The 26,115-nt window shown below is 51.9% G+C and carries 29 protein-coding genes and 1 tRNA gene; 20 read left to right on the forward strand and 10 right to left on the reverse strand.

Going from position 1 to position 26,115, the window contains the following annotated elements:
- The first annotated feature begins 87 nt into the window (after positions 1–87).
- A complete protein-coding gene (locus BM025_RS10555) occupies positions 88–1,575 on the forward strand; it encodes an NAD-dependent succinate-semialdehyde dehydrogenase (RefSeq protein WP_085849562.1) in 1,488 nt (495 codons plus the stop codon).
- Here the strand turns inward: BM025_RS10555 and BM025_RS19185 are convergent.
- Entirely contained in the window at positions 1,558–1,833 is a 276-nt protein-coding gene (locus BM025_RS19185) for a hypothetical protein (RefSeq protein ID WP_170842172.1), read from the reverse strand. The two genes, BM025_RS10555 and BM025_RS19185, sit on opposite strands and share 18 nt — an antisense overlap.
- 684 nt (positions 1,834–2,517) lie before the next feature.
- On the opposite strand from BM025_RS19185, the gene BM025_RS10565 reads away from it, so the two are divergent.
- The 5 genes from BM025_RS10565 (at position 2,518) to BM025_RS10585 (ending at position 7,917) form a co-directional block, all read left to right on the forward strand.
- Complete coding sequence (locus BM025_RS10565) at positions 2,518–2,943, forward strand: universal stress protein (protein WP_306455990.1); 426 nt, start codon at positions 2,518–2,520, stop codon at positions 2,941–2,943.
- A gap of 40 nt (positions 2,944–2,983) precedes the next feature.
- Positions 2,984–4,627: a BCCT family transporter gene (locus tag BM025_RS10570; RefSeq protein WP_085849564.1), complete on the forward strand. Its 1,644-nt coding sequence runs from the start codon at positions 2,984–2,986 to the stop codon at positions 4,625–4,627.
- 614 nt (positions 4,628–5,241) lie between these two features.
- The gene (locus BM025_RS10575) at positions 5,242–5,973 is read left to right on the forward strand and encodes a universal stress protein (protein WP_085849632.1); all 732 of its coding nucleotides are present in this window, start codon (positions 5,242–5,244) and stop codon (positions 5,971–5,973) included.
- Positions 5,974–6,026: 53 nt separating this feature from the next.
- The gene (locus BM025_RS10580; protein ID WP_085849565.1) at positions 6,027–6,206 is read left to right on the forward strand and encodes a hypothetical protein; all 180 of its coding nucleotides are present in this window, start codon (positions 6,027–6,029) and stop codon (positions 6,204–6,206) included.
- Between the two features lie 532 nt (positions 6,207–6,738).
- Positions 6,739–7,917, forward strand: a complete 1,179-nt coding sequence (locus BM025_RS10585) for a N(5)-(carboxyethyl)ornithine synthase (RefSeq protein WP_085849566.1) — start codon at positions 6,739–6,741, stop codon at positions 7,915–7,917.
- A 309-nt stretch (positions 7,918–8,226) separates the two neighbouring features.
- Here the strand turns inward: BM025_RS10585 and BM025_RS10590 are convergent, their stop codons facing one another.
- Positions 8,227–8,847 (reverse strand): AbiU2 domain-containing protein, encoded by a 621-nt coding sequence (locus tag BM025_RS10590; protein ID WP_085849567.1) that lies wholly within the window; start codon positions 8,845–8,847, stop codon positions 8,227–8,229.
- Between the two features lie 782 nt (positions 8,848–9,629).
- Positions 9,630–9,719: transfer RNA gene (locus BM025_RS10600), tRNA-Ser, on the reverse strand.
- Between the two features lie 288 nt (positions 9,720–10,007).
- Here BM025_RS10600 and BM025_RS10610 point away from each other — a divergent pair.
- The 7 genes from BM025_RS10610 (at position 10,008) to BM025_RS10640 (ending at position 16,570) form a co-directional block, all read left to right on the forward strand.
- The gene (locus BM025_RS10610) at positions 10,008–10,913 is read left to right on the forward strand and encodes an SPOR domain-containing protein (protein WP_244515602.1); all 906 of its coding nucleotides are present in this window, start codon (positions 10,008–10,010) and stop codon (positions 10,911–10,913) included.
- Between the two features lie 115 nt (positions 10,914–11,028).
- Positions 11,029–12,204, forward strand: coding sequence for a D-alanyl-D-alanine carboxypeptidase family protein (locus BM025_RS10615; RefSeq protein ID WP_085849570.1), 1,176 nt, complete (start codon positions 11,029–11,031; stop codon positions 12,202–12,204).
- Between the two features lie 9 nt (positions 12,205–12,213).
- On the forward strand, positions 12,214–12,843 hold the full coding sequence (gene tmk, locus BM025_RS10620; RefSeq protein ID WP_085849571.1) for a dTMP kinase: 630 nt from the start codon (positions 12,214–12,216) through the stop codon (positions 12,841–12,843).
- A complete protein-coding gene (locus BM025_RS10625; RefSeq protein ID WP_085849572.1) occupies positions 12,840–13,994 on the forward strand; it encodes a DNA polymerase III subunit delta' in 1,155 nt (384 codons plus the stop codon). Before tmk ends, BM025_RS10625 begins: the two co-directional genes overlap by 4 nt.
- A 37-nt stretch (positions 13,995–14,031) precedes the next feature.
- Positions 14,032–14,835: a TatD family hydrolase gene (locus tag BM025_RS10630; protein WP_085849573.1), complete on the forward strand. Its 804-nt coding sequence runs from the start codon at positions 14,032–14,034 to the stop codon at positions 14,833–14,835.
- On the forward strand, positions 14,832–15,626 hold the full coding sequence (locus BM025_RS10635) for an MBL fold metallo-hydrolase (RefSeq protein ID WP_085849574.1): 795 nt from the start codon (positions 14,832–14,834) through the stop codon (positions 15,624–15,626). Before BM025_RS10630 ends, BM025_RS10635 begins: the two co-directional genes overlap by 4 nt.
- 5 nt (positions 15,627–15,631) lie before the next feature.
- Positions 15,632–16,570: an AEC family transporter gene (locus tag BM025_RS10640; RefSeq protein WP_085849575.1), complete on the forward strand. Its 939-nt coding sequence runs from the start codon at positions 15,632–15,634 to the stop codon at positions 16,568–16,570.
- A gap of 348 nt (positions 16,571–16,918) precedes the next feature.
- Here the strand turns inward: BM025_RS10640 and BM025_RS10650 are convergent, their stop codons facing one another.
- The 5 genes from BM025_RS10650 to BM025_RS10670 all read right to left on the reverse strand — a co-directional run bounded on the left by BM025_RS10650 (position 16,919) and on the right by BM025_RS10670 (position 20,461).
- Positions 16,919–17,800, reverse strand: a complete 882-nt coding sequence (locus BM025_RS10650; RefSeq protein WP_085849577.1) for a cation diffusion facilitator family transporter — start codon at positions 17,798–17,800, stop codon at positions 16,919–16,921.
- 3 nt (positions 17,801–17,803) lie between these two features.
- Complete coding sequence (locus BM025_RS10655; RefSeq protein ID WP_085849578.1) at positions 17,804–18,208, reverse strand: OsmC family protein; 405 nt, start codon at positions 18,206–18,208, stop codon at positions 17,804–17,806.
- Positions 18,205–18,432 (reverse strand): thioredoxin family protein, encoded by a 228-nt coding sequence (locus BM025_RS10660; protein ID WP_085849579.1) that lies wholly within the window; start codon positions 18,430–18,432, stop codon positions 18,205–18,207. The genes BM025_RS10655 and BM025_RS10660 overlap by 4 nt, the downstream gene beginning before the upstream one ends.
- Before the next feature lie 11 nt (positions 18,433–18,443).
- A complete protein-coding gene (locus BM025_RS10665) occupies positions 18,444–19,442 on the reverse strand; it encodes a permease (RefSeq protein ID WP_085849580.1) in 999 nt (332 codons plus the stop codon).
- Between the two features lie 389 nt (positions 19,443–19,831).
- Positions 19,832–20,461: a class I SAM-dependent methyltransferase gene (locus BM025_RS10670; protein WP_085849634.1), complete on the reverse strand. Its 630-nt coding sequence runs from the start codon at positions 20,459–20,461 to the stop codon at positions 19,832–19,834.
- 374 nt (positions 20,462–20,835) lie between these two features.
- Here BM025_RS10670 and BM025_RS10675 point away from each other — a divergent pair, with 374 nt between their 5' ends.
- The 4 genes from BM025_RS10675 (at position 20,836) to BM025_RS10690 (ending at position 23,111) form a co-directional block, all read left to right on the forward strand.
- A complete protein-coding gene (locus tag BM025_RS10675) occupies positions 20,836–21,273 on the forward strand; it encodes a hypothetical protein (RefSeq protein ID WP_085849581.1) in 438 nt (145 codons plus the stop codon).
- A gap of 10 nt (positions 21,274–21,283) precedes the next feature.
- Complete coding sequence (locus BM025_RS10680) at positions 21,284–22,114, forward strand: hypothetical protein (RefSeq protein ID WP_085849582.1); 831 nt, start codon at positions 21,284–21,286, stop codon at positions 22,112–22,114.
- A 104-nt stretch (positions 22,115–22,218) separates the two neighbouring features.
- Positions 22,219–22,419, forward strand: a complete 201-nt coding sequence (locus BM025_RS10685; RefSeq protein ID WP_085849583.1) for a hypothetical protein — start codon at positions 22,219–22,221, stop codon at positions 22,417–22,419.
- Between the two features lie 71 nt (positions 22,420–22,490).
- A complete protein-coding gene (locus BM025_RS10690; protein ID WP_085849584.1) occupies positions 22,491–23,111 on the forward strand; it encodes a hypothetical protein in 621 nt (206 codons plus the stop codon).
- Here BM025_RS10690 and BM025_RS19190 read toward each other — a convergent pair.
- Entirely contained in the window at positions 23,104–23,250 is a 147-nt protein-coding gene (locus BM025_RS19190; RefSeq protein WP_170842174.1) for a hypothetical protein, read from the reverse strand. The two genes, BM025_RS10690 and BM025_RS19190, sit on opposite strands and share 8 nt — an antisense overlap.
- Positions 23,251–23,592: 342 nt before the next feature.
- On the opposite strand from BM025_RS19190, the gene BM025_RS10695 reads away from it, so the two are divergent.
- The 3 genes from BM025_RS10695 (at position 23,593) to BM025_RS10705 (ending at position 25,633) form a co-directional block, all read left to right on the forward strand.
- The gene (locus BM025_RS10695) at positions 23,593–24,030 is read left to right on the forward strand and encodes a DUF2852 domain-containing protein (RefSeq protein ID WP_085849585.1); all 438 of its coding nucleotides are present in this window, start codon (positions 23,593–23,595) and stop codon (positions 24,028–24,030) included.
- A gap of 101 nt (positions 24,031–24,131) precedes the next feature.
- Positions 24,132–24,620, forward strand: a complete 489-nt coding sequence (locus BM025_RS10700; protein ID WP_244515604.1) for an RDD family protein — start codon at positions 24,132–24,134, stop codon at positions 24,618–24,620.
- Positions 24,621–24,772: 152 nt separating this feature from the next.
- A complete protein-coding gene (locus tag BM025_RS10705) occupies positions 24,773–25,633 on the forward strand; it encodes an arginyltransferase (RefSeq protein WP_085849586.1) in 861 nt (286 codons plus the stop codon).
- Between the two features lie 18 nt (positions 25,634–25,651).
- On the opposite strand, the gene BM025_RS10710 is transcribed toward BM025_RS10705, so the two are convergent.
- Positions 25,652–26,113 (reverse strand): hypothetical protein, encoded by a 462-nt coding sequence (locus BM025_RS10710; RefSeq protein ID WP_085849587.1) that lies wholly within the window; start codon positions 26,111–26,113, stop codon positions 25,652–25,654.
- Between the last annotated feature and the right edge of the window lie 2 nt (positions 26,114–26,115).

A 26,115-nucleotide genomic window follows, 5' to 3' on the forward strand; every position in this document is an offset into this window, starting at 1 on the left:
AAGACGCCCATCAAGTTTACGAAGCCTCACTTTAATCTGCCGCCCTTTTCGCAAAGGGGGCGCTTTATACATAAGGAAGACGCTCTTATGGCATTGTTCTTCACAGATCACCCTAACCTACTGACCAATAATGACCTTTTGAAAAATAAGGCATATGTGGGCGGTGAATGGATTGCAAATGCCCGCGACGGGAAAACGTTTGAAGTGACAAACCCTTCCACGGGTCACGTCATTGCCACGTTGCCTGATTTGGGCGTCGAGGACACACGAGCAGCCATCGATTCCGCTTATGTGGCCCAGATTGCGTGGGCCAAACGCACAGGCAAAGACCGTGCGGACATTTTGCGTAAATGGCATGATTTGATGGTAGAAAACGCCGATGATCTTGCAGCTATTTTATGCGCCGAGATGGGTAAACCCCTGTCAGAGGCCAAGGGAGAAATCCTGTATGGCGCCAGCTATATCGAGTGGTTCGCGGAAGAAGCCAAGCGCATTTACGGCGACCTTATTCCTGGGCATCAACCCGACAAACGTATCATGGTAATGCGTCAACCTGTGGGTGTTGTGGCGTCGATTACGCCTTGGAATTTTCCAAATGCGATGATCGCGCGCAAGGTTGCGCCAGCACTTGCTGTCGGCTGTGCTTTTGTCGCAAAACCTGCGGCAGAAACCCCTTTGTCTGCACTTGCAATGGCAGCGCTGGCAGAGCAGGCTGGCCTTCCCAAGGGGTTGTTCAACGTCATCACATCCAGCGCCAGTGCGGACATCGGTCAAGAGTTCTGTTCCAACAACAAAGTCCGCAAACTGACATTCACAGGTTCGACCAATGTCGGCCGCATTTTGATGCGTCAAGCTGCAGATCAGGTCATGAAAACATCGATGGAACTGGGGGGCAACGCGCCCTTTATCGTCTTTGATGATGCCGACATCGATGCGGCCGTCGAAGGTGCGATGATTTCAAAATTCCGCAACAACGGCCAAACCTGTGTCTGCGCCAATCGCATTTATGTTCAGGCGGGCGTCTACGATATTTTCGCCGAAAAACTCACCGCTGCCGTGAACGCGATCACGGTCGGCGACGGATTTGGCAAAGCGGTTACAGCCGGTCCTTTGATCGACGCAAAGGCAGTCAACAAAGTCCAAGACCACATAGCAGATGCAACTTCCAAAGGCGCGCAAATCAAAACGGGCGGCAAGGCCCATAGGCTTGGCGGAACATTTTTTGAACCCACCGTTTTAACCGGCGTCACCCGTGAGATGAAAATCGCAACAGATGAAACCTTTGGTCCCGTCGCGCCCTTGTTCAAATTCGAAACAATCGATGATGTGATCGCACAGGCCAACGATACGATTTTTGGGTTGGCCTCATACTTTTACGCAAACGATTTATCTCGCGTTTGGAAAGTCGCCGAAGCGTTAGAATACGGAATGGTCGGAGTAAACACCGGCCTCATTTCGACAGAAGTCGCCCCCTTTGGTGGAGTGAAACAATCTGGCCAAGGGCGTGAAGGATCCAAATATGGGACCGAAGACTATCTTGAGATGAAATATGTTTGCCTAGGCGGCATAGAATAATATCTCAGTTGTCTGGCTTGGCCCCGTTTTAGTTCCGGTCTCTTTCGAACAATGTTTACGATGAAGGGGATATTTACATAAAACGATTGCCGCTCTTATGGACTCTGGCTGGCTCGTCCCCTTGAGCCAGCCAGAGAGATCCGCACTGAAAGCCGCAGATAGGCGCAAAGACGGCACAGGGGCAATCAACGACGCATCGTTTATCGCCGCCACACGGATCAAAATCTCAGATATAGGCCCGCGTGCGTCGATCGGCATGATATGCTCCACGCCATCCGAACCAATTTGTTGGCGAGCGCGATTGCCAGTTTATTGCGATGCATGCGCTTTGATGCACGTGTGAGCCATTCGCCAAAACTGAAGTCGGCCACCTGTGCGGACCCAACAAGATGACCTTCGTGACTTGGACGAACAGCATCCGAGGTGATATCTCATCTTTGCGTTCCTTAAGGATTGTATCCAACGAATTCTTCAACGCTCGAAGGCCTTTGCGCATCAAAACCAACCAATGTGAAATGTGTCTTTACCAATATCGATGCCAACAGACATCAGTTCATCAAATTCAATCTTCGCCATGCGACTTATCCCATATGCAGGTGAAACCAAGCTCAGTCTAACCTGCTGGGTAAAGCAGACGGTACATCCCATACTGAATCTTGGAGATAGAAGTCAGCGACGCAGCGCGGCTTCACCGAACCAGCCGTTCGTACATCGCGCAGCATTCATGGTAAAAGGATTGATTACGTTCGTTTGTCAGGCTTCATATGAGCGGGTTGCTACCTGAGGCGATCCCTCTATGGTGATCCATTCACATCCGATTGCAGGATGGCAGACATAGGCAGCATCGCGCCTCGTGCAAAAAAAAGGGACACAAATGAAAATTATCAGCAATCCCAACGGTGCGGGCCACCGCATGTCCCGCATTTCGGCGAGATGCGAGGTATGAGCATGTACAAACGTATCATGATCCCTGTCGATCTGGCGCACGTCGACAAGTCCGAGACAGCGCTGGCCGTGGTCGCAGATCTGGCCAAACATTACGACGCAACGGTCACATACGTAGCCATCACATCGAATGTGCCGAGCGTGATCGCGCACAATCCTGAAGAATTTGCACGCAAGCTTGCCGATTTCGCCGAAGAGCAGGCCGCGCGCCATGGCCACCGGACGGCGGCGCAAAGCGTTGTCAGCCAAGATCCTGCGGTTGATCTCGACAAGAAACTGGCACGCACGGTCGACGAGATCGGTGCTGATTTGATCGTCATGGCCACCCATATTCCGAATATGGCCGATATGCTGCTGCCGTCGCACGGCGGTGCGTTGGCGCGACATACCGATGCATCTGTATTTCTGGTGCGTGCCCGCTGAGGCATGGCCTTACTCATTTTAATTTTCGAGGAGGCATTCGATGTCTGATGAAACCACCGATCATGGTATCCCCGCGCCGCAAGGCACTGCGGATATAATTGAGACGGAGTATGAGATTGGTCAGGATAACGTCGACGGGTCGCTTGGCCCATTCGGTTTTGACATCCACAACCCGGTTTTCGCCATTTCGGGTGCTGCGATTGTGGCCTTCGTATTTTTCACACTGGCGCTACCAGAACAGGCCGAAACTATCTTCAAGGCTATGTTCAACTTTGCCACGAAGAACTTTGACTGGTTCCTGATCGGTGCGGCCGATATCGTGGTGATATTTGCGTTGTTCCTGATCGTCTCACCATTTGGTGGAATCCGTCTTGGCGGGTCTACTGCCGTGCCCGATTACACTTACGTTGGATGGTTCTCAATGCTGTTCGCTGCGGGTATGGGCATCGGGCTGATGTTCTATGGCGTGTCTGAACCGTTATCTCACTTTTCTTCATCCGTGGGCGGTGCCGTTATGCAAGGCGATCTGCGCTCGGACTGGGCACCGTTGACCGGCGCGCTTGACGATCAGCAAGGAGCAATACGACTAGGCATGGCCGCGACGATTTTTCACTGGGGTCTGCACCCTTGGGCAATCTATGCAATGGTGGGGCTGGCGCTGGCGCTGTTTTCCTACAACAAAGGCCTGCCGTTAACGATCCGTTCGGCATTCTATCCAATCTTTGGCGACCGAGTATGGGGTTGGCCGGGTCACCTCATCGATATTCTGGCGGTTTTCGCCACACTTTTCGGTCTGGCAACCTCATTGGGCTTCGGTGCGACGCAGGCCAGCGCGGGGCTGAACGAATTGTTCGGCATACCGATGGGCAGCACGACCGAGGTCATCCTGATTTCAGCCATCACCGCAGTCGCGCTGATTTCGGTGCTGCGCGGGCTAGATGGTGGGGTAAAGGTTCTGTCAGAGATCAACATGGGACTGGCCGGTTTGCTGGCTCTCTTTACTCTGATAGTGGGGCCGACAGCGTTTTTACTTGCCTTTTTCTGGGACAGCCTGAAAGCCTATGCTGAATACCTTCCAGCGCTTGCCAATCCATTTGGTCGCGACGACGTGAATTTCAGCCAAGGTTGGACCGCGTTCTACTGGGCGTGGTGGATCAGTTGGTCACCTTTCGTGGGTATGTTTATCGCCCGCGTCAGCCGGGGCCGGTCGGTGCGTGAATTCATCATCTGCGTTCTACTTATCCCTTCATTGGTTTGCGTGGCGTGGATGTCGATTTTCGGCGGCACCGCGATCCATCAGGTGATCACCGACAACTTCACGGGCGCGCAGGATGCGGAATTACCCCGCCAGTTGTTTCAGATGCTAGGTGAATTACCACTCGCGTCGATTACGTCGTTTATCGGCATCGTTCTGGTGATCGTTTTCTTTGTGACGTCGTCGGATTCCGGTTCGCTGGTGATCGACACGATCACGGCGGGCGGCAAGGTGGACGCACCAGCAACTCAACGCGTGTTCTGGTGCATTTTTGAGGGTGCGGTCGCCATCGCACTGTTGCTGGGGGGGGGGCTGGCCGCGTTGCAGTCAATGGTGATCTCAACCGGGCTCTTGTTTACGGTGGTCCTGCTGGTGATGTGCTATTGCATCTTCCGTGGTTTGCAGAGCGAACGGGCCGAAAACAAATAAGCCGAACCCCCCTAAAAGATCATGACGGGCACTTGTTTTTCGGGTGCCCGTTCTCTTTGGAGACACGACATATCCAGACTATAACGTCCTGATAACGAATGACCGGGAGGTCGCACAGCAGAGCTTGGTGGCATCGAATTCCCTAACCAATTTCCGCTCTGAGGAAACTGCACCACGCGTCAATGGCTGCAACGGACATCAACTCTGGGACCGATTTGTCAGTGATACTGGTCGCAGGAGCAACTATAGGGCGCAGCATACCTAACTGGGTGAAAACGCTATTGTGTGCTCTGTCGTTTGACACCCGAGTTTTTGTGCCGGCAGCGAAGGGCCCCTTTCCGCCCTTAACACGCCTCAGCCCACCACCCCCCTAGCCTCCTTCGATAGTCCGAACATCTGGTGCTGACCTTGATTTTTTCCATATCTATCACTATATCTTAATAGTTGGAGCCAAACGGCCCTCATGAAAGTAGGGCTTGACGCGCGAGCAGGAACGAGATGCCCACGCCGTCCACATGCCCCAAACCGACCCACCAAAATCGGCGGTCGAAAAAATCAAGCTACTCAACATCAACAGCCAGATTGGTATCCAATCATGGCTTATAAGGAGATGTATGACGATTTACTCAAAAGTGAGAATATCGAACCCTTTGCCATATTTCGAAACACCAACCCAAGTTCTGGGCGATGACAATCTCAGCCATGATGATAAGGAAAAGGTCCTTAGATCAATGGCACTGGACGCGGATCAATTGGCGGAAGCGACGGTTGAAGGGATGCAGGGAGGCAGTCGCGCCTCGAACGCCGATGACCTTCAGTCTGCATTAATCCAACTCGAAGACATCAAAGAACATGACGGCGTTGATAAACTAAATCAATCGAACTCTAGGTTCAAGAAGATCATGGTTGTGACAACTGTGGATCAAGACATGAACCGTACTATCGCGGACATTGCCTGCAATATGGCTGCGGGTGCCGGTGGTTCAGTGTACTTGCTTAGCGTTGTTCCGTCGGACTTCGAAGTAGCTGGATTAGCAGCTTCAGGACCGATGAGTATCGCCACCCCACTTGTTCTGACTGATGACACGCAAATGCTTGAAGACCGCACTCAGCAACTTGAAGCATTGAGAGGGGAAATTGAATCGAACATCGAGATCGAGATTGAAGTGCGCAGCGGCCAAATTGAGCAGGTTATTGTCAACTATGCGGATGACTGCGATGCAGATGTCATGGTAGTTGGTTCCCCGAACCGATCATGGCTCGAAACTTTGCTGGATACGTCAGTTTCACGCAAGGTCACGAAGTCCGCTCAATGCCCTGTTCTGGTCGTTCCTGCCGCCACATAGCTCATTTTAAAAGACGTTCAGTTAACCAACACGCAATTGCAGGAGATGATTTGATGACCAAATTGACAAAAACGGCTGTGTTTACAGCCACCGGCCCACTTAAAGAAACGCTATTGGACAAGACCACTCGCATAGTGCGCAAAATAAACGATGAAGAAGCAGAGGTGAGCCACGCCAAGGTCGCCCGCCTACGCAAAGCCCGTTTTGAGAAAGACCAAGCCGATGAAACTTAAAACAATCGCAGGAGTCTCTAGCTGAGTACGCAACATGAGAGCGCTGCGGCGTTCATAGTCCGTTGTCTTGCGCAGACAGCAGGCCAACCTTGAGCAAAATTAGCTGCGGTATAGTATTTTGGGGAAAGGTGGACTGAGATCTGCCATTTATCATACTCTCCCGACAACGGACGCTCATGCAACACATGGCATCTAGGCCTCTAAACAGCCTCCGTACGGAAGCCGCCGACGTTCCACTGGTATACATCTACCTCTGAAGCGTATGGGCTTTTATGTCCTGAAAATGCTACGTTTTTTCTATCCCAGTTAAAAGAGTCGGCATCGAATTGCTATTCGATGCGCAATCAAGTAGTCATCCAACTTATAGCCAACATTCCAAAATCATGCGCATCCTTTGTCGACATCTTTCAATGATGCGCCGAATTTGACCGAACGGGTTGTCACATGACAACTCCCTTTCACCGTTGGCTAAGATCATCGTCGAAAAGCTGCGATGACTTCAGGGGCTAAGCCCCCAGACTTGGAATAATAAATGAACGAGCTAACCTTTGGCGTCATTGGGACGTCCAAGAAGGAGGATGAACGGCGCGTGCCGATCCATCCCGATCACCTGTCTCGATTGACTGAAAGTTGCCGCAAAAAACTGATTTTTGAAGAGGGATATGGCGAACCATTTGGCCTTTCAGATGCTGAAATTGCCGCACAAACCGGTGGCGTCGCATCTCGTGGATCGCTTCTGTCGGAGCTTGGAAATGTTATTGTCGCCAAACCCACGCTGAGTGATCTACAGGACCTGAAAGAGGGTGGTATTCTTTGGGGGTATCCACATTGTGCCCAACAACGCGCAATCACTCAGGTCGCAATCGACCGCAAACTGACCCTTATCGCTTTTGAGGATATGTTTGTTTGGAGCCCGTCTGGCCAAGTCGGACGGCACACATTCTATAAGAACAACGAAATGGCTGGTTACTGCGCCATTCTACATGCGCTACGCCTCAAAGGTATCGATGGTCATTACGGCAATCAGCGCAAGACCATCATTTTCAGCTTCGGCGCGGTCAGTCGGGGCGCGATCTACGCGCTCAAAGCACACGGTTTCCGGGATATCACCATATGTATTCAACGCCCTGATCATGAAGTTCGTGAAGAGGTGTTGGACTGTGAATACGTCCGTATCCGTGAAGGCGGCGCAGATGAAGCGCGTATGTTGGTTGTCGAACACGACGGTCATGAGCGTCCTTTGACAGAACTAATCTCTGAGGCTGATATCATCGTCAATGGAACCTATCAGGATACAGATCATCCATTGGATTTCATCACTGAGGATGAAAAATCGTGCCTGAAACCTGGTGGTTTGATCGTGGATGTCAGTTGTGATGAAGGCATGGGGTTCTATTTCGCCAAGCCAACGACGTTCAAAGAACCTATGTTTAAGGTCGAAAAAACCGATTATTATGCTGTGGATCATACGCCCAATTATCTTTGGGAAAGCGCGTCACGTTCTATTTCTGCGGCTCTCATTGTGTATTTGCAAACAATGATAGAGGGGCGCGCATCTTGGCAGGAAAATGAAACAATTCGCCGTGCCATGAATGTCGATGCAGGTGTTATTGTGAAGCCAAATATCCTTTCCTTCCAAAATCGCCAGCTAGAATACCCACACTTGGTACTTGCCTCAAAAGAGGTGACGCCGGTTCAACGCGCGCTGTAAAGGTTGCTTTGCTTCATCGTAATTAGAGCGACATCGTTGGTTCTTTAGGGCTATATATGGCTCACAAAACAGACCAAAGCAGCAAAACACCGCCAGTCGCTGCCCTATCAGTTCGTTACGTGAACGCCCTACAGCCTTAAAGGCCATTGCCTTTCTTGTAGACGCAGGCTGCCTTGTCCCGCTTGAGGCAGGCACAGAAAACCGTAAGGCAGCTTATCGGATCGTGAAAGGCTAAGCCAAACAAACGCTAACCGCCCCGCGCTGGGCGGTTAACGTAAATAGCACGATTAGCATGATCTGGGTAAAAAACTACTTCGCCCACAGAGCAAAGTTAGAAGCCCAGAAATCTTCGGCATCAAATTGGGCAAAATCTGGATGCCGAATGAGCATCGTTTCGTCGCCATCTTTTTTCAGGCCGCTATGCCTTACTAGGCAATCTACAAGCTTTATGACCTCATCAACACCACCGACAATTTGCAAAGGAGTGTACTGCACCTCATCCCGCAATATCATTGCCATTTCTGAATGCGCGATCAGTTTGTCTCTGGCCTCTTTTAGGCGGTCTACCTTTTGTTTAAACCCCCTATCAAACAAGCGAAAAACCTTTGTGATTTCTTGTTCGTTGCCGCTGAAACAATCAGAATGAAGAATTTGATTCTTCAACTCAATCACGTTTTCAGACCCTTCGTGACTATCCACAGCCCTGCGACAAAAAAGTACTAAACTATCCTCCACAGCCCATAAGCACATCAAGGCCATTCTGGCTTGAGGACAATACCTCGGGTCTGCAAGGCTTTCTCCATTTGCCTTGCTTTGCACATAACTCAAGCGTTCATGTTCAAAGCCCCGCAAGTAGGCAGCGCCTTGAACAGCGAAACTGGTCTGTGCGACCCAATATCGCAAAATATCAATTGGCTCCAAATCAGTCATAGTCTAACTTTCGATAGTATTTCACCACGCATTGAGAACAGTATATTGCTGATACCGTTTCGCCTTTTCAATCTCCTTAGACCAAAAATGTCGCGCCCTGACATTTCATTTCCTATGGAAACAATCGAACAAGACGCAATAAGCGAAGCGATAGAGACTTTAGGATACTTGTCTCCCAACGCATTTGATAGCGTAAAGGACATGCTCAAAGACAGTATGAGACTTGGCCCACGAGCGGTTGCGACAGCGCACCGTAAGAATGGAAGACAAATCAGCGACGAAGCAAAGAAAGTATTGGGTATTCGCCGTAACGCATTCATGTCAGAGAAAGCACTGTCAGAATTGACGGAAAAAGGCCGATCAAAACCGCTTCACGCACATTTCGCTACAGTATGGCGTGCTTCTTTCACTATAAGCAGAGCGAACAAAATTCACGCATACAACGAGCATTCTCTCAAATTCCGTCACGACTGCACTTTGCGCTATAGAGGAGTACATAGTGAAGGGTGCAGTCATTGTGACCAAACACGGGGCCAGATAATCCCAATGTCTGAAGCGTCCCCCTTCCCGCCAAAAGAATGCCCTAATGAAGGCTGCTGCATGGGGTTTGAAATCCACATTGATTATGCAGCACACTTTAAACGCGGGCTGTAGCAACAATTACGGGAGGTGAGTTCCAATAACCTCCAAGGTCTTCCAAAACAAACCGGGGGATCAAATGGGGGATCAAAAAACCCAAGACCTAATTTTTTAAACAAAATCAGATACTTGGGTGCTTTTAATGGCGGAGGAACAGGGATTCGAACCCTGGGAGGACTTTCACCCTCGTCGGTTTTCAAGACCGGTGCATTCGACCACTCTGCCACTCCTCCGACGCGCTCTCTCTAGCGCCCTCTTTTCGATTCTAAAAGATGTGTAACGAAAAAAATGCAAATCTTTTTCAGTTTTTATAAATTATCCACACAGACCATCGCATTCTGTCACGCTGCCTGCCGTTTTTTGCCCATTGCCGCTGGCAGGGCTTTCCACAACACAACCAACCGCGTAGACTGCCAAAAAATCAAACCGCGCCACACGCCTGTCATTAGGCACTCTGGAAAGCGGCACCGGCAGAGCAAAAAATGCGCGCACAGACGCGTCACACAGTTTGAGGGGCAAACATGCAATCCACAGGCAATCAAACATCCCGCAGCACGCATGTCTTGCGCAGCGGATCAAACCCGCGCCGCGCACTGACACGCACGATTTTAATGCTCACAAGCGCGGTCTCTCTGGCCGCCTGTGAACCAAGTCTTGGCGGCAACATATTCAAAAAGAAACCGCAAACGTCAGCAGATGGATCGGCGGTTCAGCAAACCTCGACCAAACTGGTTGAACGCGATGTTGAAGCGCCTGATGCCTTCCAAGTCACATCCAGCGGGCTTTGGGATGGACGTCCGTCTTTGGGGGGTGTGTGGGTCGCGCATGGTGATGTCACAGATCCCGAGCGTGTGATCATTCGCAACACATCTAATGGCAAGTTCGTCATTGGGGCTTTGTTCAAACGCGAACGCAGCGCGCCGGGCCCGGACATCCAAGTGTCATCGGATGCAGCAGAGGCGCTTGGCCTTTTGGCTGGCAGCCCTGCCGAGTTGAATGTGACGGCCCTGCGCCGCGAAGAAGTTGCCGCAGAACCAACACAGGCCGACACGCTTGAAGCGCCTGAAACCATTGAGACCGTTACACTTGATCCCATTGCAGATGCAGCCGCCACGTTGGACGCGATCACCCCGACCGCATCAGCAGCGCCTATGGCCAAACCAACCTCAGCCGCAAAGACGGCTGTATCCACACTGAGCAAGCCATTTATACAAATTGGGATTTTCTCAGTCCAAAGCAATGCAGAGCGCACCGTGTCTATGCTGGGATCGCAAGGCGTTGTGGCGACCGTGAAACAGGGTGAAAACTCAGGCAAAGCGTTTTGGCGCGTTGTCGTTGGCCCAGCAGCAACCTCAAGTGAACGCAAAGGGCTTCTCGCAAAAGTGAAGACCGCAGGCTTCACTGACGCGTATTTTGTGACACACTAGAGCTAAGAGAGCCAAGGGGCACCTGCCCCATTCGCCATCCAAATACTTAAATGCATATCGTTTGCTTTAACTATGCCATCCGTTTTGACGCCCGAGACGAAAGGACCGCATTTACATGCCCCGCGTACTGTCCCGCATCGCTTGCCTATTGACCACCCTAAGCCTTTCCATCGCCTTAGCACTGCCTGCTGCGGCCTTTGAAACCCGTGCGCGGGCCGCTTGGGTCTATGATTTAACCACAGACACCTTGCTTTTGTCTAAAGAGGCAGATGTCCCCCTGCCCCCCGCGTCGATGTCAAAATTGATGACGCTCAACATGCTGTTCGAAGCCCTGCGTGATGGCCGTGTAACGCTGGACACACAGTTTTCAGTGTCATCGCGGGCCAAAAGCATGGGCGGATCGACAATGTTTCTTGATGAAACAGACCGCCCCACCGTCGAAGAGCTGATCCAAGGCATCATCGTGTTGTCAGGCAATGACGCCTGCGTCACCGTGGCCGAAGGGCTAGCGGGCACAGAAGACAACTTTGCGCGCTTGATGAACGAACGCGCAAAGACTTTGGGGATGGACAACTCGACCTTTGCTAATGCTTCTGGTTGGCCAAACCCAAACCAGCGGATGTCGATGGAAGACCTTGGTTTGTTGGCAAAGCGATTGATCAACGACTTTCCAGAATACTACGGCTACTTTGGGCAACTTGAATTCCCCTATGACAACCGCGCACCGCAAAACCGCCACAACCGCAACCCTTTGCTGAAACTTGGTATCGGCGCCGATGGTCTGAAAACGGGTCACACTCAAGAGGCCGGATACGGGCTTGTCGGGTCAGCCATGCAAGGCAACCGTCGCTTGGTGTTTGTCATCACGGGGATGGCATCAGAAGCAGAGCGCGCCCAAGAGGCCGAGCGCATCGTCAGCTGGGGCTTTCGTCAGTTCGCGCAAAAAACCGTGGCCACACAGGGCCAAGAATTTGCCCGTGCAGATGTTTGGATGGGATCAGAAACCAGCGTTGGCCTGATCGCCCCCGAAGACATGTCATTGCTTTTGCCCGCCCCCATGCTTGAAAATGTGACGGGCACCGTTGAATATTCAACCCCGCTGGAAGCGCCGATCATGCAAGGCGACAAAGTGGCCGAGCTGGTGATTGATCGCGGCGATATGCAACCTGCCCGTTTGCCGCTTGTGGCAGATCGCAGCATCGAACGCGGCGGCATTGGCCCGCGCTTGCGCACCGCCTTTAGCGTGCTACGCACCAAATTGACCACAGCCAAAGATGCGCCCGCGCAATAAGGACCGAACATGTTCATAAGTTTCGAGGGCATTGACGGCTCAGGTAAATCAACTCAAGCCCGATTGTTGGCAACCACGCTGACGGATCAGGGCTATGACGTTGTGTTGACCCGCGAACCCGGCGGATCAAAAGGCGCCGAAGAAATTCGTGCGCTTGTGCTTGAGGGCGATCCTGATCGCTGGTCGCCTGAAACGGAACTTTTGCTGTTCACTGCAGCGCGACGCGATCATTTGGAAAAGACCATTCGCCCTGCTTTAGCTGCCGGAAAAATAGTGATTTGCGACCGGTTTGCCGACAGCACGCGGGTATACCAAGGTTCAACACGTGGGGATCTTTTGGGCCGCGTCAATGCGCTGCACGAGACGATGATTGGGGTTGAACCCGATATCACCGTCTTGGTGGATATTGACCCAAGCGTTGGCCTGTCGCGGGCCAAAGCCCGTCAAACCACTGAGGAGCGGTTTGAAGACTTTGGTGTGGAAATGCAGATCAAAATGCGTGCTGCCTTTCTAGACTTGGCCAAAAGCGCCGAGCGTTTTAAGATCATAAACGGCGCGCAAAGTCTTGATTTGGTGGCGAAAGATATCGCATCTGTTGTCTTACCCCACCTAGACAGCCCCCAACAGGCAAGCGCATGAGAGCCCCTGTCGGAGAAATGGAATTACAGCCCGAAGCGGACCGTGCCCCTGGCGCACCGCACCCGCGTGAAACGCAGCACCTGTTTGGGCAATCCAGTGCAGAAGCCGCATTTTTAGAAGCGTTCAACACGGGCCGTATGCATCACGCTTGGCTAATTTCTGGCCCGCGTGGCGTCGGCAAAGCAACATTGGCGTGGCGCATTGCACGGTTTTTGCTGTCGCAACCCGCAAGTGGCGACGCAGCGGGCATGTTTGATGACGCCCCGCCCGCAGCCACCACTTTAGACATCGGTCACGATACGCCTGTCTATCGCCGTTCAGCGCAATTGGCCGAACCACGTCTGTGCCTGATCCGCCGCGCTTATGATGCCAAAAAAGGCAAGCATACCGCGAAAATTTCAGTCGAAGAAGTTCGCAAGCTCAATTCATTTTTCCACATGTCTGCCACCGACGGCGGGCACCGCGTGGTTATTGTGGACAGCGCTGACGAGATGAACACCGCTTCGGCCAACGCTTTGCTGAAAACACTCGAAGAGCCACCCAAACACGCTGTGCTTTTGTTGATCTCGCATCAACCCTCGCGGCTTTTGCCTACCATTCGCTCACGCTGTCGCGCTTTGCGTCTTGGGCCACTGAATGGTGAAGACGTCAGCCGTGCTCTTGACGCGGCAGGCTTTGATGCGGCACACCAAAGTGACGCTTTGGCCGAACTGTCGGCAGGCTCGGTTGGGGAAGCATTGAGGTTAACGAACTTGGACGGAATGGACGCCTATAGCGAAGTGATCGCCTTGTTTGCGACGCTGCCCAAACTTGACCGAGTGCGCGCATTAAAGCTTGCAGAAAGCTGTGTTGGCGCGGCCAATGTGGACCGCTACGAGCTTATCTTAGGATTGATAGATCAGTTTTTAACCCGTGTGGCGCGCACTGGCGCAGGTCGTCCGCCCCTTGTGGAAGCGGCAAAAGGCGAAGCGGCCCTGATGGCGCGACTGGCCCCTGATGGGATGTCCGCCAAAGACTGGGCCACATTGCAGCAAGAAATATCTGCCCGCGCCGCACATGCGAGGGCTGTCAACCTTGACCCCGCTGCCTTGATCCTTGATATGGTATTCAAGATAAATGACACGGCGTCTCGCGCGGCCCGTTTGGGATAAACAGCCGCAAGTCGCCCTTTTTTAGAGCACGCCCTACATGTCCGCACCACAAATACCCGTCGCGAAAATTACTGACAGCCACTGCCACACCGACTTTCCCGATTTTGCCGATGAATTGCCACAGGTGATTGAGCGCGCGGTGGGCGCTGGCGTGCACAGGATGGTGACGATCTGCACCAAGTTGAAAAACGTGGCGCAAGTGCGTGACATTTCAGAAAAATTCGCCCCCGTGTTTTGGGCTGCGGGCACACACCCGATGTCTGCAGCAGAAGAGCCTTTGGTCAGCGTCGCTGATTTGGTCGAGCTTGCAAAGCACCCGAAATTTGTTGCCATTGGTGAGACAGGCTTGGATTATCACTACACCGCCGACAGCATGGATGTTCAGCAAGAGAGCCTGCGCATTCACATTGAAGCCGCGCGTCAAACTGGCCTGCCTTTGATCATTCATGCGCGCGCTGCCGACGATGACATGGCACGCATTTTGACCGAAGAACACAAAGCGGGCGCTTATTCTTGCGTCATGCATTGCTTTTCATCCTCACGTGCTTTGGGCATGGCTGCGCTTGATTTGGGCTTTTACCTGTCGATGTCTGGCATCACCGCCTTTCCGAAATCCCAAGAACTGCGTGATATTTTCTGCGAGGTGCCAAAGGATCGTATTTTGGTCGAAACCGATGCGCCCTATTTGGCCCCGCCGCCCTATCGCGGTCGCCGCAATGAGCCGTCGTATGTCGCGCACACTGCAATGAAAGCCGCTGAGACATTTGGCATGAACTATGCTGATTTTGCGGCACAGACCGAGGCCAATTTTGAGCGCCTGTTCGCGAAAGCTGTGCTTTGAGCCTTACGTTCACCATATTGGGCTGCGGCTCATCTGGCGGCGTGCCGCGTATTGGCAACCTTTGGGGCGCATGTGATCCGAGCAATCCGAAAAACCGACGATTGCGTTGTTCAGGATTGATACAAAAAACCGGTCCAAACGGCACCACAACCGTGCTGATCGACACGTCGCCCGATATGCGCCAGCAACTTTTGGATGCAAAGGTCAGCCATTTGGACGGGGTGATTTACACCCATGCCCACGCGGACCATGTGCACGGCATTGATGATCTACGCCAAGTGGTGTTTGCCATGCGCGAACGTGTCAAAGTATGGGCCGATTCAAAGACCGAAAACGATCTGATTTCTCGGTTTGGGTATGCGTTCATCCAGCCAGAGGGGTCCAATTACCCCGCCATTTTGGAACTGCACGCCATACGTGGCCCAGTGACAATCGATGGCGCGGGCGGTCCGATCACGCTGGACCCGATCAAGGTGAACCATGGTCAGATCGATGCTTTGGGGTTTCGTATCGGCACGCTGGCCTATATCCCAGATGTTCATGAAATATTTGACCAAAGCTGGCCTAAATTGATGGGCTTGGACACTTTGATCATCGACGCGCTGCGTTATGAACCGCACCCTTCGCATGCCCATCTCGCACGTACCCTAGACTGGATCGCGCGCGCTCAGCCAAGCACAGCCGTTCTTACAAATATGCATATTGATCTCGACTATCAGACACTCCACAGTGAGACCGAAGACCACATCACTCCTGCGCACGACGGCATGGTGATCCCCTTTAAGGACTAGTCCCAATGCAAGCGCTGCTCGATGTTATTCTCCCCGTTTTTTTGGTCATTGGGTACGGGTATTTGTCGCGTCGGCGCGGATGGATTTCGGATGACGCGGTCGAAACGCTGATGAAATTCGCCCAAAACTTTGCCGTACCGACACTGCTATTTACAGGCATCGCGCGGATGGATTTGGGGGAAAGCTTTCACTTGCCGCTGCTGTTGTCGTTTTATGCGGGTGCTCTTGCCGGTGGTTTATTTGCGTTTTGCGGCGCAAGGTATCTGTTCAAACGCAGCCTGACCGACAGTGTCGCCATTGGGTTTATCGGCTTGTTTTCCAATTCCCTTTTGCTCGGCATTCCGATCACAGAGCGCGCCTATGGAACGGAATCGCTCGCGTGGAACTTTGCGATTATTTCGATCCACGCCCCGTTTCTTTACGGGTTGGGCATCACCGCAATGGAAATCGCGAAAGCACGTGGGCAAAATCTGTCTGCGCTCAAACTGATCAAACAAGTTAGCGTCGCGATTTTACACAATCCCCTTGTCATAGGCATCGCAGCGGGCTGGGTCGTCAATATATTCAACATCCCCCTACCCGCCACGGCATGGGACGCCATAGAATTGATGAACAGTGCAGCCATTCCAGTGGCACTGTTTGGCCTTGGTGGCGTCTTGGTACGTTACCGCCCAGAAGGCGACATGCGCATGATCGCTTGGGCCGTTGCAGCATCGCTTTTGGTTCATCCATTGATCACCTATGGGCTTGGACATTTCGTGTTCCACCTTGAAGTCGGTCCGTTGAGATCCGCCTCTCTCACTGGCGCGATGGCCCCGGGGGTGAACGCCTATTTATTCGCCAATATGTATGGATCAGCCAAACGTGTCGCGGCCTCTTCGGTGCTCATCGGCACAGCAGCTGCCGTGCTCAGCATCTGGTGCTGGCTCGCGATCCTGCCGTAGCGCAACACCGATCGCAGAGATCGTCATGCAGTTCATGGTAGCCGTAAATGTTGCCACACTCGCTCCAAGCGTCCTTAAGCAGCTTGGTCTGGCGCTCATATTTCTACGCGATGGCTTAATGGCTTTTCACCCCATGCTGCGATCCCGCTTGGAGGCAGGTGCAGGCGTGCCAGTTTTTTCTTCAGTTGGCGGTTTTCAATGGCTTGCTCAGTGACTTCTTCGCTTAGCTTACGAGGCCGCGAAATCCGTGTTGCCACGAAAACCTTAACCAAAATAAACGTCGGTTTTGTTTTTAGAGGGAGTACCTCAGCGCTGATTGTTCGCGTTAATGCATTCTAATCAATCTGATCACCCCGTAGCACGTTCGCAAGGGTGGCGTTCCAGTTGCAAGGTAACATGTGCGATAGCGTAATCATCAGCCAATGCATCTGTCACTTGGTCGATGAATGCGTCTGGGTCAGACCCATCCCAAACCAGATGTACGGCCAATGCTGTTTCGGTGGTTGAAAGCGGCCAGATATGCAGGTCGTGTAGGCTTTGGACCCCCTCTTGAACGGCCAGCCAAGCTGCAATCTTGTTGCGGTCAATTTCGAATGGCACACCATCAAGGCTTAGATGCAGCGCCTCGCGGAACAATCCAGCGGCGGTGATGGCAATCAACAGGCTGACGGCAATCGCAACAGCAGGGTCTAGCCAATCCCACCCCGTCAAAAGGATGCCTCCTGCGGCCAACACCACCGTGCCCGATACGGCAGCATCAGCGGCCATATGCAAGAAGGCCCCGCGCGCATTCAGATCGCCCTTGCGCGCAGACATGAACAACAGCGCCGATCCAGCGTTCACTGCAATACCAATCAAGGCCACCAGCATCACGGTCAATCCCGGCACGGAAACCGGATCGGACAGACGATCAATCGCTTCCCATGTCACAGCCCCCACGCCGACCAAAATGGCGATAGCATTGAGCAAAGCTGCAAGGATCGTTGCGCGGCCCAGACCCCAAGTGTGGCGTGCGGTCATCGCGCGTTTGGCAAGCACGGCGGCGCCCCAAGCGATCAGTAACCCAGCAACATCAGTAAGGTTGTGGGCCGCGTCGGCCAGCAGCGCCAAAGATCCGGTGATCCATCCGGCAAAACCTTCGACAACCACATAAGCGGAATTCAGTCCAACGGCCCACCGAAAGGCAGGTCCAAGATCGGCGGGTGGTCGATGGTCGTGATTGTGTGCCATGGGTCAGACTTTCCGGATCAAGTTCCCTTCCAGTGGCAGGGCCGCGGAAAGAGTGTTAGAAATTGTGCCGTATTTCAAAACATTACGGTGCAACAGATCAAGTCGCGCGTCGGTTTCATCACTGTCCACCACGATCTGATAGCGGATCAGGGTCAACTTGGGCGGCGCGTCTTGCCGGATACCTTCCAAATGAACCTCTGCCCCTTGTAGCTGAAACTTCAAAATCGGTGTCACCCGCTCAATCCCTTTCAGCATACAGGCGGCCAGCGATGATAGCAGCAACTCAACCGGATTCATTGCATCGCTGCGCCCTGCCATGTCAGTATCGAGCATGACCTCGGCTTCTTTCGCCACAGAAAGACTGCCGTGGCTATCGATACGTCGGGCGGAAACGCGATAATCGGTCATAGCATTTTGCCTATCTCTGCGGCGCTCAGAACTTTGCCTGCTGACAGCACTTTATCATCCACCACCAATGCTGGCGTCGACATGACGCCATAGGCTGCGATTTCAGCAAAATCAGTTACCTTGACGATTTCAGCCTGTTTGCCGGCAGCCTCTGCGGCTGTCTTGGCATTTTCTCCAAGGGCAACGCATTTCTTGCATCCCGAGCCGAGGATCTTGATGATCATGATGTATCCTTTCAGATGAACAGGTGAGTGATGGCATTGAAGATAAAGCCGATGGTCAGGATACCGACCGTTACAATGCCAGTAAACGTGACCAGCAACGGCATTTTGACCACCCGTTTGAGCATGATGAGCGAGGGCAGCGACAACGCCGTGACCGCCATCATAAAGGCCAGTACTGTCCCAAGCCCAACGCCTTTGCCCACAAGCGCTTCGGCGATCGGCAGGGTTCCGAAAATATCGGCATACATCGGAATCCCCACAACAGTGGCCACAGGAACGGCCCACCATTTATCTTGACCCAGTAGCGCCGAAATCGTTGCGGCGGGCACCCAATTGTGGATGGCAGCACCAATACCGACCCCGATCAAGATATAGGGCCAGACTTTATGAACGATATCCATCACCTGATCGCGGGCAAAGCTGATGCGTTCGTTTCTGGTCAGCACCTCATCCGCATCCGACACCGGAACGTTGCGCACAAAATCGGCGACCTGCCCTTCCATGCCGAGCTTACCGATGATGGTACCGCCTATGATTGCCACCAACAATCCAACCCCGACATACGCCAGCGCGATTGGCCAACTAAAGATCGAGGCGAGCAAAATGACCGATGCCATATCGACCAACGGCGATGAAATCAGAAAAGAAAACGTCACCCCAAGCGGCAGACCCGCTGCCGTAAATCCGATGAACAGCGGGATTGATGAACACGAGCAAAACGGGGTGATTGTGCCGAGCAACGCCCCCAAGATATTTGCGCCTATGCCCTGACGACCGCCTAAAATCCGACGGGTCCGTTCGGGTGGGAAATAGCTTTGCACATAAGAAATCGCGAAAATCAACACTGAGAGCAGGATGAAAATTTTCGCCACATCATAGACAAAGAAATGGATCGATCCGCCTATGCGCGAGGTCGGGTCTAGCCCCACCGCTTGTACGACCGTGGTCACCAAATCAGACAACCATTGCATTCGTAGCAATTGATCGTTCATCCAGCCGAAAATATTCATATCATAATCGCTTAAATTCGGGTTTCGTTAGCACCTACGTCGCACTGCGATGGTCTACCACCAATCCTGCTTGCTTGCGCACAGCACATAGCGTGCCCTCACGGCGACGCATCAAGAGTGGTCAGGACAAAAAGGTTTATGGTTACACCTTAGCTTTTGCGCATAAGGTGATTGCCCATGCCTTGATCCAGATCATGGGTTTTGATGTGAGGTTTCCACCATGGATCGCGAGACTGTCAGGGTAGCAAGCACGACAATCCTAATAGCAAAAGTATAGGTGCTTTAAATTACGCGGCAATTCTTGCATGCGCACCCTGTATTGTTCCGACAGAACTGACAAATACGGGCGTTGGCGGCAATTTACGCCAAAGGTCATACATACAATTTGTTTAAATACTTACGTCCTTTGGCATCCCTAAGCCTGTCATGAATACATCATACCGAGTTGTTTTCCCTATAATTTGATGCGTACATGGCTCAAGCCCTTCAATACGATCCGCCTTAGCAGGCCACTTTAAAACGACACGATTACGTGCATATTTTAATGCCACGCGCACCAGATCAGCGGCATCATCATCGGTTCCAACGATCTCACGGACTTGACGTAAGTCCAGTTTCACCAGCGCAGAATTTTTACGTGGTGGGTGCATTGGGTCAATCAGAATTGCTTCGCCTGAAAGCTCAGGGAGCAAATCTTTGGCATCCCCTTTTAAAAGCGTCATGCGGTTGATAATGTCGCGAAAATCGCCGCCCTCGGCTGCGGCCCGCGTCATACCGTCCGCCAACAAAGCGTGCATTTTTTCTGATCTCTCGATCAATGTGACTTGCGCGCCAAGCGATGCCAAAAGAAAAGAGTCACGCCCCAAGCCCGCCGTCGCATCGATAATCATTGGCGTTTTACCCGCGCGCAGCCCCATCGCTTTTGCTAAATCTTGACCGCGCCCGCCACCAAACCGCAGCCGGTGCGCCACGGCACCGTTGACAAAATCAACACGCAGTTCTGCGGTACGCTTTTTCAAACCCAATCCCTCAATGTCATTTCCATGCATTCACCAGCATTCTCATTCTGTTTCAAATATAGATTTTTCGCACTTACTATAGCCCTAAAACTCAAAGTAAAAAGCACCCCGAACCATTAGTTACAGAGTCCAAAAAATCGGATGGCAGAATAACTTTTGTAGAGCATCTCGAACGAATTAAATGCAATGCCTAAAGGGTTCGTTTCAAATACAAATGGGGTCTGGAAGTACTTGAGGATTGGACCCTAAAGGCGTTTCTATTGTAGTGCTTCATAGATGCCCCTAGCCTGTCTGATTTGTCAGGCTACGGATCTGATTTTACGTCAGAAAGTACATATCAACCAGTTGATAATAGGACAAACCGATTTGGTTCAATGACGTTCCATGCCTCCAAAGCTATGACGTGGGATGGCGTAATCCCGACAACGGGTAACTTCACAAAAGTTGTAATTTGCAAGCTGGATGGCTCTGGCTTTATCCGACATTTTCTAAGTGCAAACGATGCAGAGAAAAACGCGCTCTACACGCTCCACTCAGCTTTTCTTGCGTATAACATGGCGGTGATTGAAGGCGTGGACCTGTCAAAAGTTACCGCATCCTTCCAGCTCTGCTTGGACTACCTGATACCAGTCATCAAAGGCGTCGTTACGTGGCCCCACACTGGTTACGGAGACGACAATTGGGATGACTTTTACGAAGTCTTCCTGCTTGCAGATACGCACTTCGATACCGCCGACACTGCGGATTACATCCTCACGAACTACGGCAGTCACTTCGACGAGGCTAACTCAGACCTTTTGTATAAAAAATAGGAGAATACCCATGTCCGGTATCACAATGAAAAGCTCAACAGCAGACTTCTCGGCAGCGCCTCTCGGTTTCGTTAACATCAACCCTTTGCCAGATGATCTACCTGCTGGCCTCGGCAAGCTGTTGCTGACGCGAAAATCGACAGCCGCAAGCAGTTTTGATCGCCAGTCTGGTGACCCGTCAGTGCTACAAACAATGAAGGATGGTTCTGGAGATATCACATTCAGCGCCACACATTTGACGGTTGAAGACACCGCGTCTGGCCTAATCGACACAAGTTTTGTGAACTCATACGAAGACGGATTTACTATCATCGGCGTAATGCGTTTTGATCAGGTCGGGACCGACGATGCGCATATTTTTTCAAACACCTCATGGAACAACAGCACTAAAGAAGGCTGGCGGGTGCTGGCCAACAGTGAAGCCACAGGCGTTAATTTCCGGATGCAAGCCGAAGACGGTACGGGGGACGCCACCATGACTTACACGGTCCATGCCCCTGAAGACCCTGCGCCAGACGGGTGGTTTCTATTTGCCGCGATTTGGAACCCTGCGGGTGGAACGCTAGGTTCAGTCACCCTTGCCTACCCGCATTCAAACCGCCGTTATTCCAACGATCTCGTTGCTGCGGCCAAAGCCGCGTTGCCCGACGATGTGCTTGCTATGCTGTACGATCCTTGGGCGGCGTCACACGGCACAGACAGTCACGTGTCTTTGGCTATGATGGCCTACTATCCGAGCGTTCTGACGACTGTGACGACCGCGACGGGTGGCGGGCAGGTTGAGGACTTCTACTCTAAAATTAAACCTTGGCTTCTGGCGCGCGACGTCACCATTTTATAATGCAGGCACCGTGACACCAACACCTGCAGCGGCGAAGGGCGCGTTAGCGTGAAATCAAACACCGCCAACGCCGTTAAACAGATGTATAAAAGTAGGAGACTAAAATGTCATTGAACGATGAGATGTACAAAATATCAAACCGATTTACCAGTGCGGAAGACCCGTGGGGTGAGTTCAACCTCTGGCTTGCAGAGCTTAATGCGGAAAGCTTGAAGCATGGATCGGATCACGAAGATTTCCGTCTCAAAGTCACTTTGATGATCCTAGAGAATAAATATGATCTTATGATGCCTATTCCTGAATGATCTTAAGTGTGACCTTAGGCAGATCATGAATATGATGTGCCATCAACACTGTGCGCAAAAGGACAAAGCGAATGAGTGACGTACAAACCCTGCTTACCCTTCCGATGGAGACACTTGTCGTGCTTGGCGCGGGATATATGGGGTATCGGATCGCCTATACTGGAGACGATCAAGCACACAAAGCCGTAGATGTTGCCTTTATCAGTTTGGCATTTGGGCTGGTCTGCGGCCTCGGTATGCGGGTCAAAGTTGGAGGCTCTTATGAGATGGGTATTTCGGTCGCAATCGGGATCGCCGTAACAATACTAACGGCTGCAATTTGGAAAAAATATCTCGCCAATTGGTGCCGCAAAGTGTTGAAAGCAACAAATGTATCATATTCAGATGGGCGCAGATCAGCTTGGGATAGCATCCGCGTTTCAACCAAAAACAATCCAACGCAGCTTGTGGTGCGCCAAAAGAACGGAATGCATCTTAAGTGCGACTATCTGAAAAGCTTTGAACCCTACCCGCACGGTCCCTGCGTTTTTGGCGAAGACGGCTCCATCGCGCTCTATGTCACGCACACCCAAAATGGCTCTGACCCCGACTGGTCTTTGGTGCAAACAACCAGCACCGAATTGGGACTGCAAATCACCTACATTCCCGCCGATCAGATCACAGCAATAGAAATGCGGAACTTGATCACTTAGTTTTTTTGGAGGGCGCAGTGTCGCGTTCTGTTTTTGCAGGAGCAAACTGCAGCGCAGTTTTGTAGTTTGGCCCAGCATCTCCGGCTTTGGGATTTTCAGCATTAAGAGAAATGAATGTGTCTTTATCTTTGTCAGCCATGATGTTCTCCGAATCTGATGATCGGGCCACTCTACCACGGTGATTTCGTACCGTTCACCAAAAACGGTTTGCTGCAACTATTGGTGTCATTCACTGCAAGAATCCCTGTCGCGCTACATTCACTGCAAGAATCCCTGTCGCGCTACACCCTTATCGCCCCGCCCACGATTGCATCTGCTGCAAAACCTGTTGGGTGGCATACTCACGTACCTAATTGAAAAATATGAATAATAAAAGTTAATGTAAAAAACATTCACATAAACCCTTGCAAGCTGATCAGGTAATGCCAATATTACTAATGTGAAAGACATTTACATCAACACAAACCAAGAAAGACACTCAATGACACATGCCGCTGAATTTGAAACTGTCCCTGCCCGCCCCCAAAGCTGGTTCAAGCGTACTGAAAGTTGGCTTGACGATAAAGGCAAAGGCGCCTGGATCGCTGCCATGGTGCTTGGCTTTATCTTTTTCTGGCCTATTGGCCTCGCCCTTTTATTTTATATGATCTGGAGCAAACGTATGTTTAGCAAATCATCGTGCCGCAATCGCATGCACCGCAGCCACGCTGCATTTAAATCTTCTGGCAACACAGCCTTTGACGCTTACAAAGCCGAAACTCTGCGCCGCCTTGAAGATGAACAAGGCAGCTTTGAAGCCTTTCTTGAGCGTCTACGGGCTGCAAAAGACAAGTCTGAATTCGATCAATTCATGGATGACCGCAGCAAGAATGCGACAGACATGACGCAAACAGACGCTGACGTTAAACAAGACGCATAAGCGCCAAACTCAGTGGCAAACGGCGTGGGGCGCCCGCATCTCGAAGGGTCCCCCACCGCCAATGCCTGTCCACATCCATCCCATTTTGTGATAGAACGCCCATGTCCACCTTTATGAATGAGACCGAAACAATGATCCATGACGACGACACCCTTTGGGGCCTTCCCGATCCACACAGCCAGAGCAGTTTTTATGAAAATATGCCGGCCAAGCGTTTGATCGCCTTTGTGATCGACCTTGTGGTGGTTGTGGTTTTAGCAGCGCTCATCGTTCCTTTTACCGCCTTTACTGGGATCTTTTTCTTTCCGTTTTTGGTCGCAGTCGTCAGTTTCGCTTACCGCGTCGTCACAATATCACGTGCGTCTGCCACGTTGGGAATGCGGATGATGGGGATCGAATTTCGCACCTCAAAAGGCGAACGTTTTGACCTTGGCATGGCATTTTTGCATACGGCATTGTTCACAGTTTGGAGTTCGATGGGACTGCCGCAACTGGTGTCAGTTGTGTTAATGTTGACCACGGCCCGCAAGCAAGGCTTGTCTGATGTGATCCTTGGCACAGCTGCGATCAACAGACCGTCACAGTTTTAATTTCACTAAAACCTTAAAAACATGATCCAAAGGGCGCTAAACAGCGCCCTTTTTCCAATGATGCATTGCATTTGAATGGATGAGCCTCTTGGCGGGACTCGTTGGGCTTGCTACACTTGTGACACTTCATAAAAACGGTTTGTTTTCTAGTTATGCGCCATTCGCTTCCCCATGCTCCACAATTTTACGTCACCACTCCGCAGGCTTGCCCTTATCTAGAGGGCAAAATGGAGCGAAAATTGTTCACGGCGTTGCAAGGGGGAAATGCAGGACCGCTGAATGACAGCTTGTCGAAACAGGGCTTTCGCCGATCGCAAAATGTGCTGTACCGCCCCACCTGTGTGGATTGTAACGCCTGTTTGTCTGCACGCATTCGTGTCAAAGATTTTGTGCCAACCAAAAGCCAAAAGCGTGCAGCCAAAAAGAACGCATATCTGAAACGCTCTGCAACATCGCCTTGGGCGACGGAAGCGCAATATGAGATGTTTCGCGAGTATTTAGAAGCACGCCACTCAGATGGCGGCATGGCAGATATGGATGTGTTCGAATTTGCCGCGATGATCGAAGAAACGCCCATTCGCACACGTCTGATCGAATATTACACGCCGGAAACAGAAACGCTCAGCCGTACGTTGTCGGCGACATGTTTGACCGATTTACTCGATGACGGGCTGTCGATGGTGTACTCATTTTACAAACCCGAACTGACCAAAGACAGTCTTGGCACTTTCATCATTTTGGATCACATCGAAATAGCACGCGAGGCAGGTTTGCCCTATGTGTACTTGGGATACTGGGTGCCCGGATCGCAAAAAATGGGCTACAAAGCGCGTTTTTCTGCTTTGGAAGTGTTCACAGATGGGGAATGGGTCAAAGTTGAAGACCCGAACAGTTTCAGCCCCACATCACCCGAAGGGCTAAACGAACCCATTGCACAACAGGTGGCCAATATCAGCCTGCCACAAGGGGACGACGGGGCGCCAGACGGCACATACCCTGTGACCGAACTTTAGCGCCCTATCAGCAACGTATCAGTGATAAACGGCCCCAGCATGGGGTGCTTGGGTGTATGGCACTGTGCCGCAAATCAGCAAGCCCAGTTGCTGCGCCAGACCAACGGCAACGGGCACGATGTCGGCGGGCAAAAGCAACATACCGATCAGCATTGCATCCTCAGGATCGCCCTGCGCAGCCAAGCGCACAAACTGCGCAAAGCTCGCCTCATCAGCGCCAATGCAGTTACAAGCGCTGTCATGGGTCATCAAAGGGCGGCGGGCATGGCGTGTGATCAAGAACATCAAGTTTTCAAAAACGCCGCGTGCATTATCTCCGCGGTGCGCCCCTATCATCATCGAAAAGCTTTCCCACAATACGGCTTCATCACTCTGACCAAATTTGCGCAATGCGGTCACTAAAAATAGAGTTTGCTCATCGACTGCATCCACACGAGATACGGGTGCTGCACCTGACAGACGCGGATCAAACTTGGTCATGT

The organism is Pacificibacter marinus (assembly GCF_900109555.1).
In the GTDB taxonomy this organism is placed as follows: Bacteria; Pseudomonadota; Alphaproteobacteria; order Rhodobacterales; family Rhodobacteraceae; genus Celeribacter; species Celeribacter marinus_C.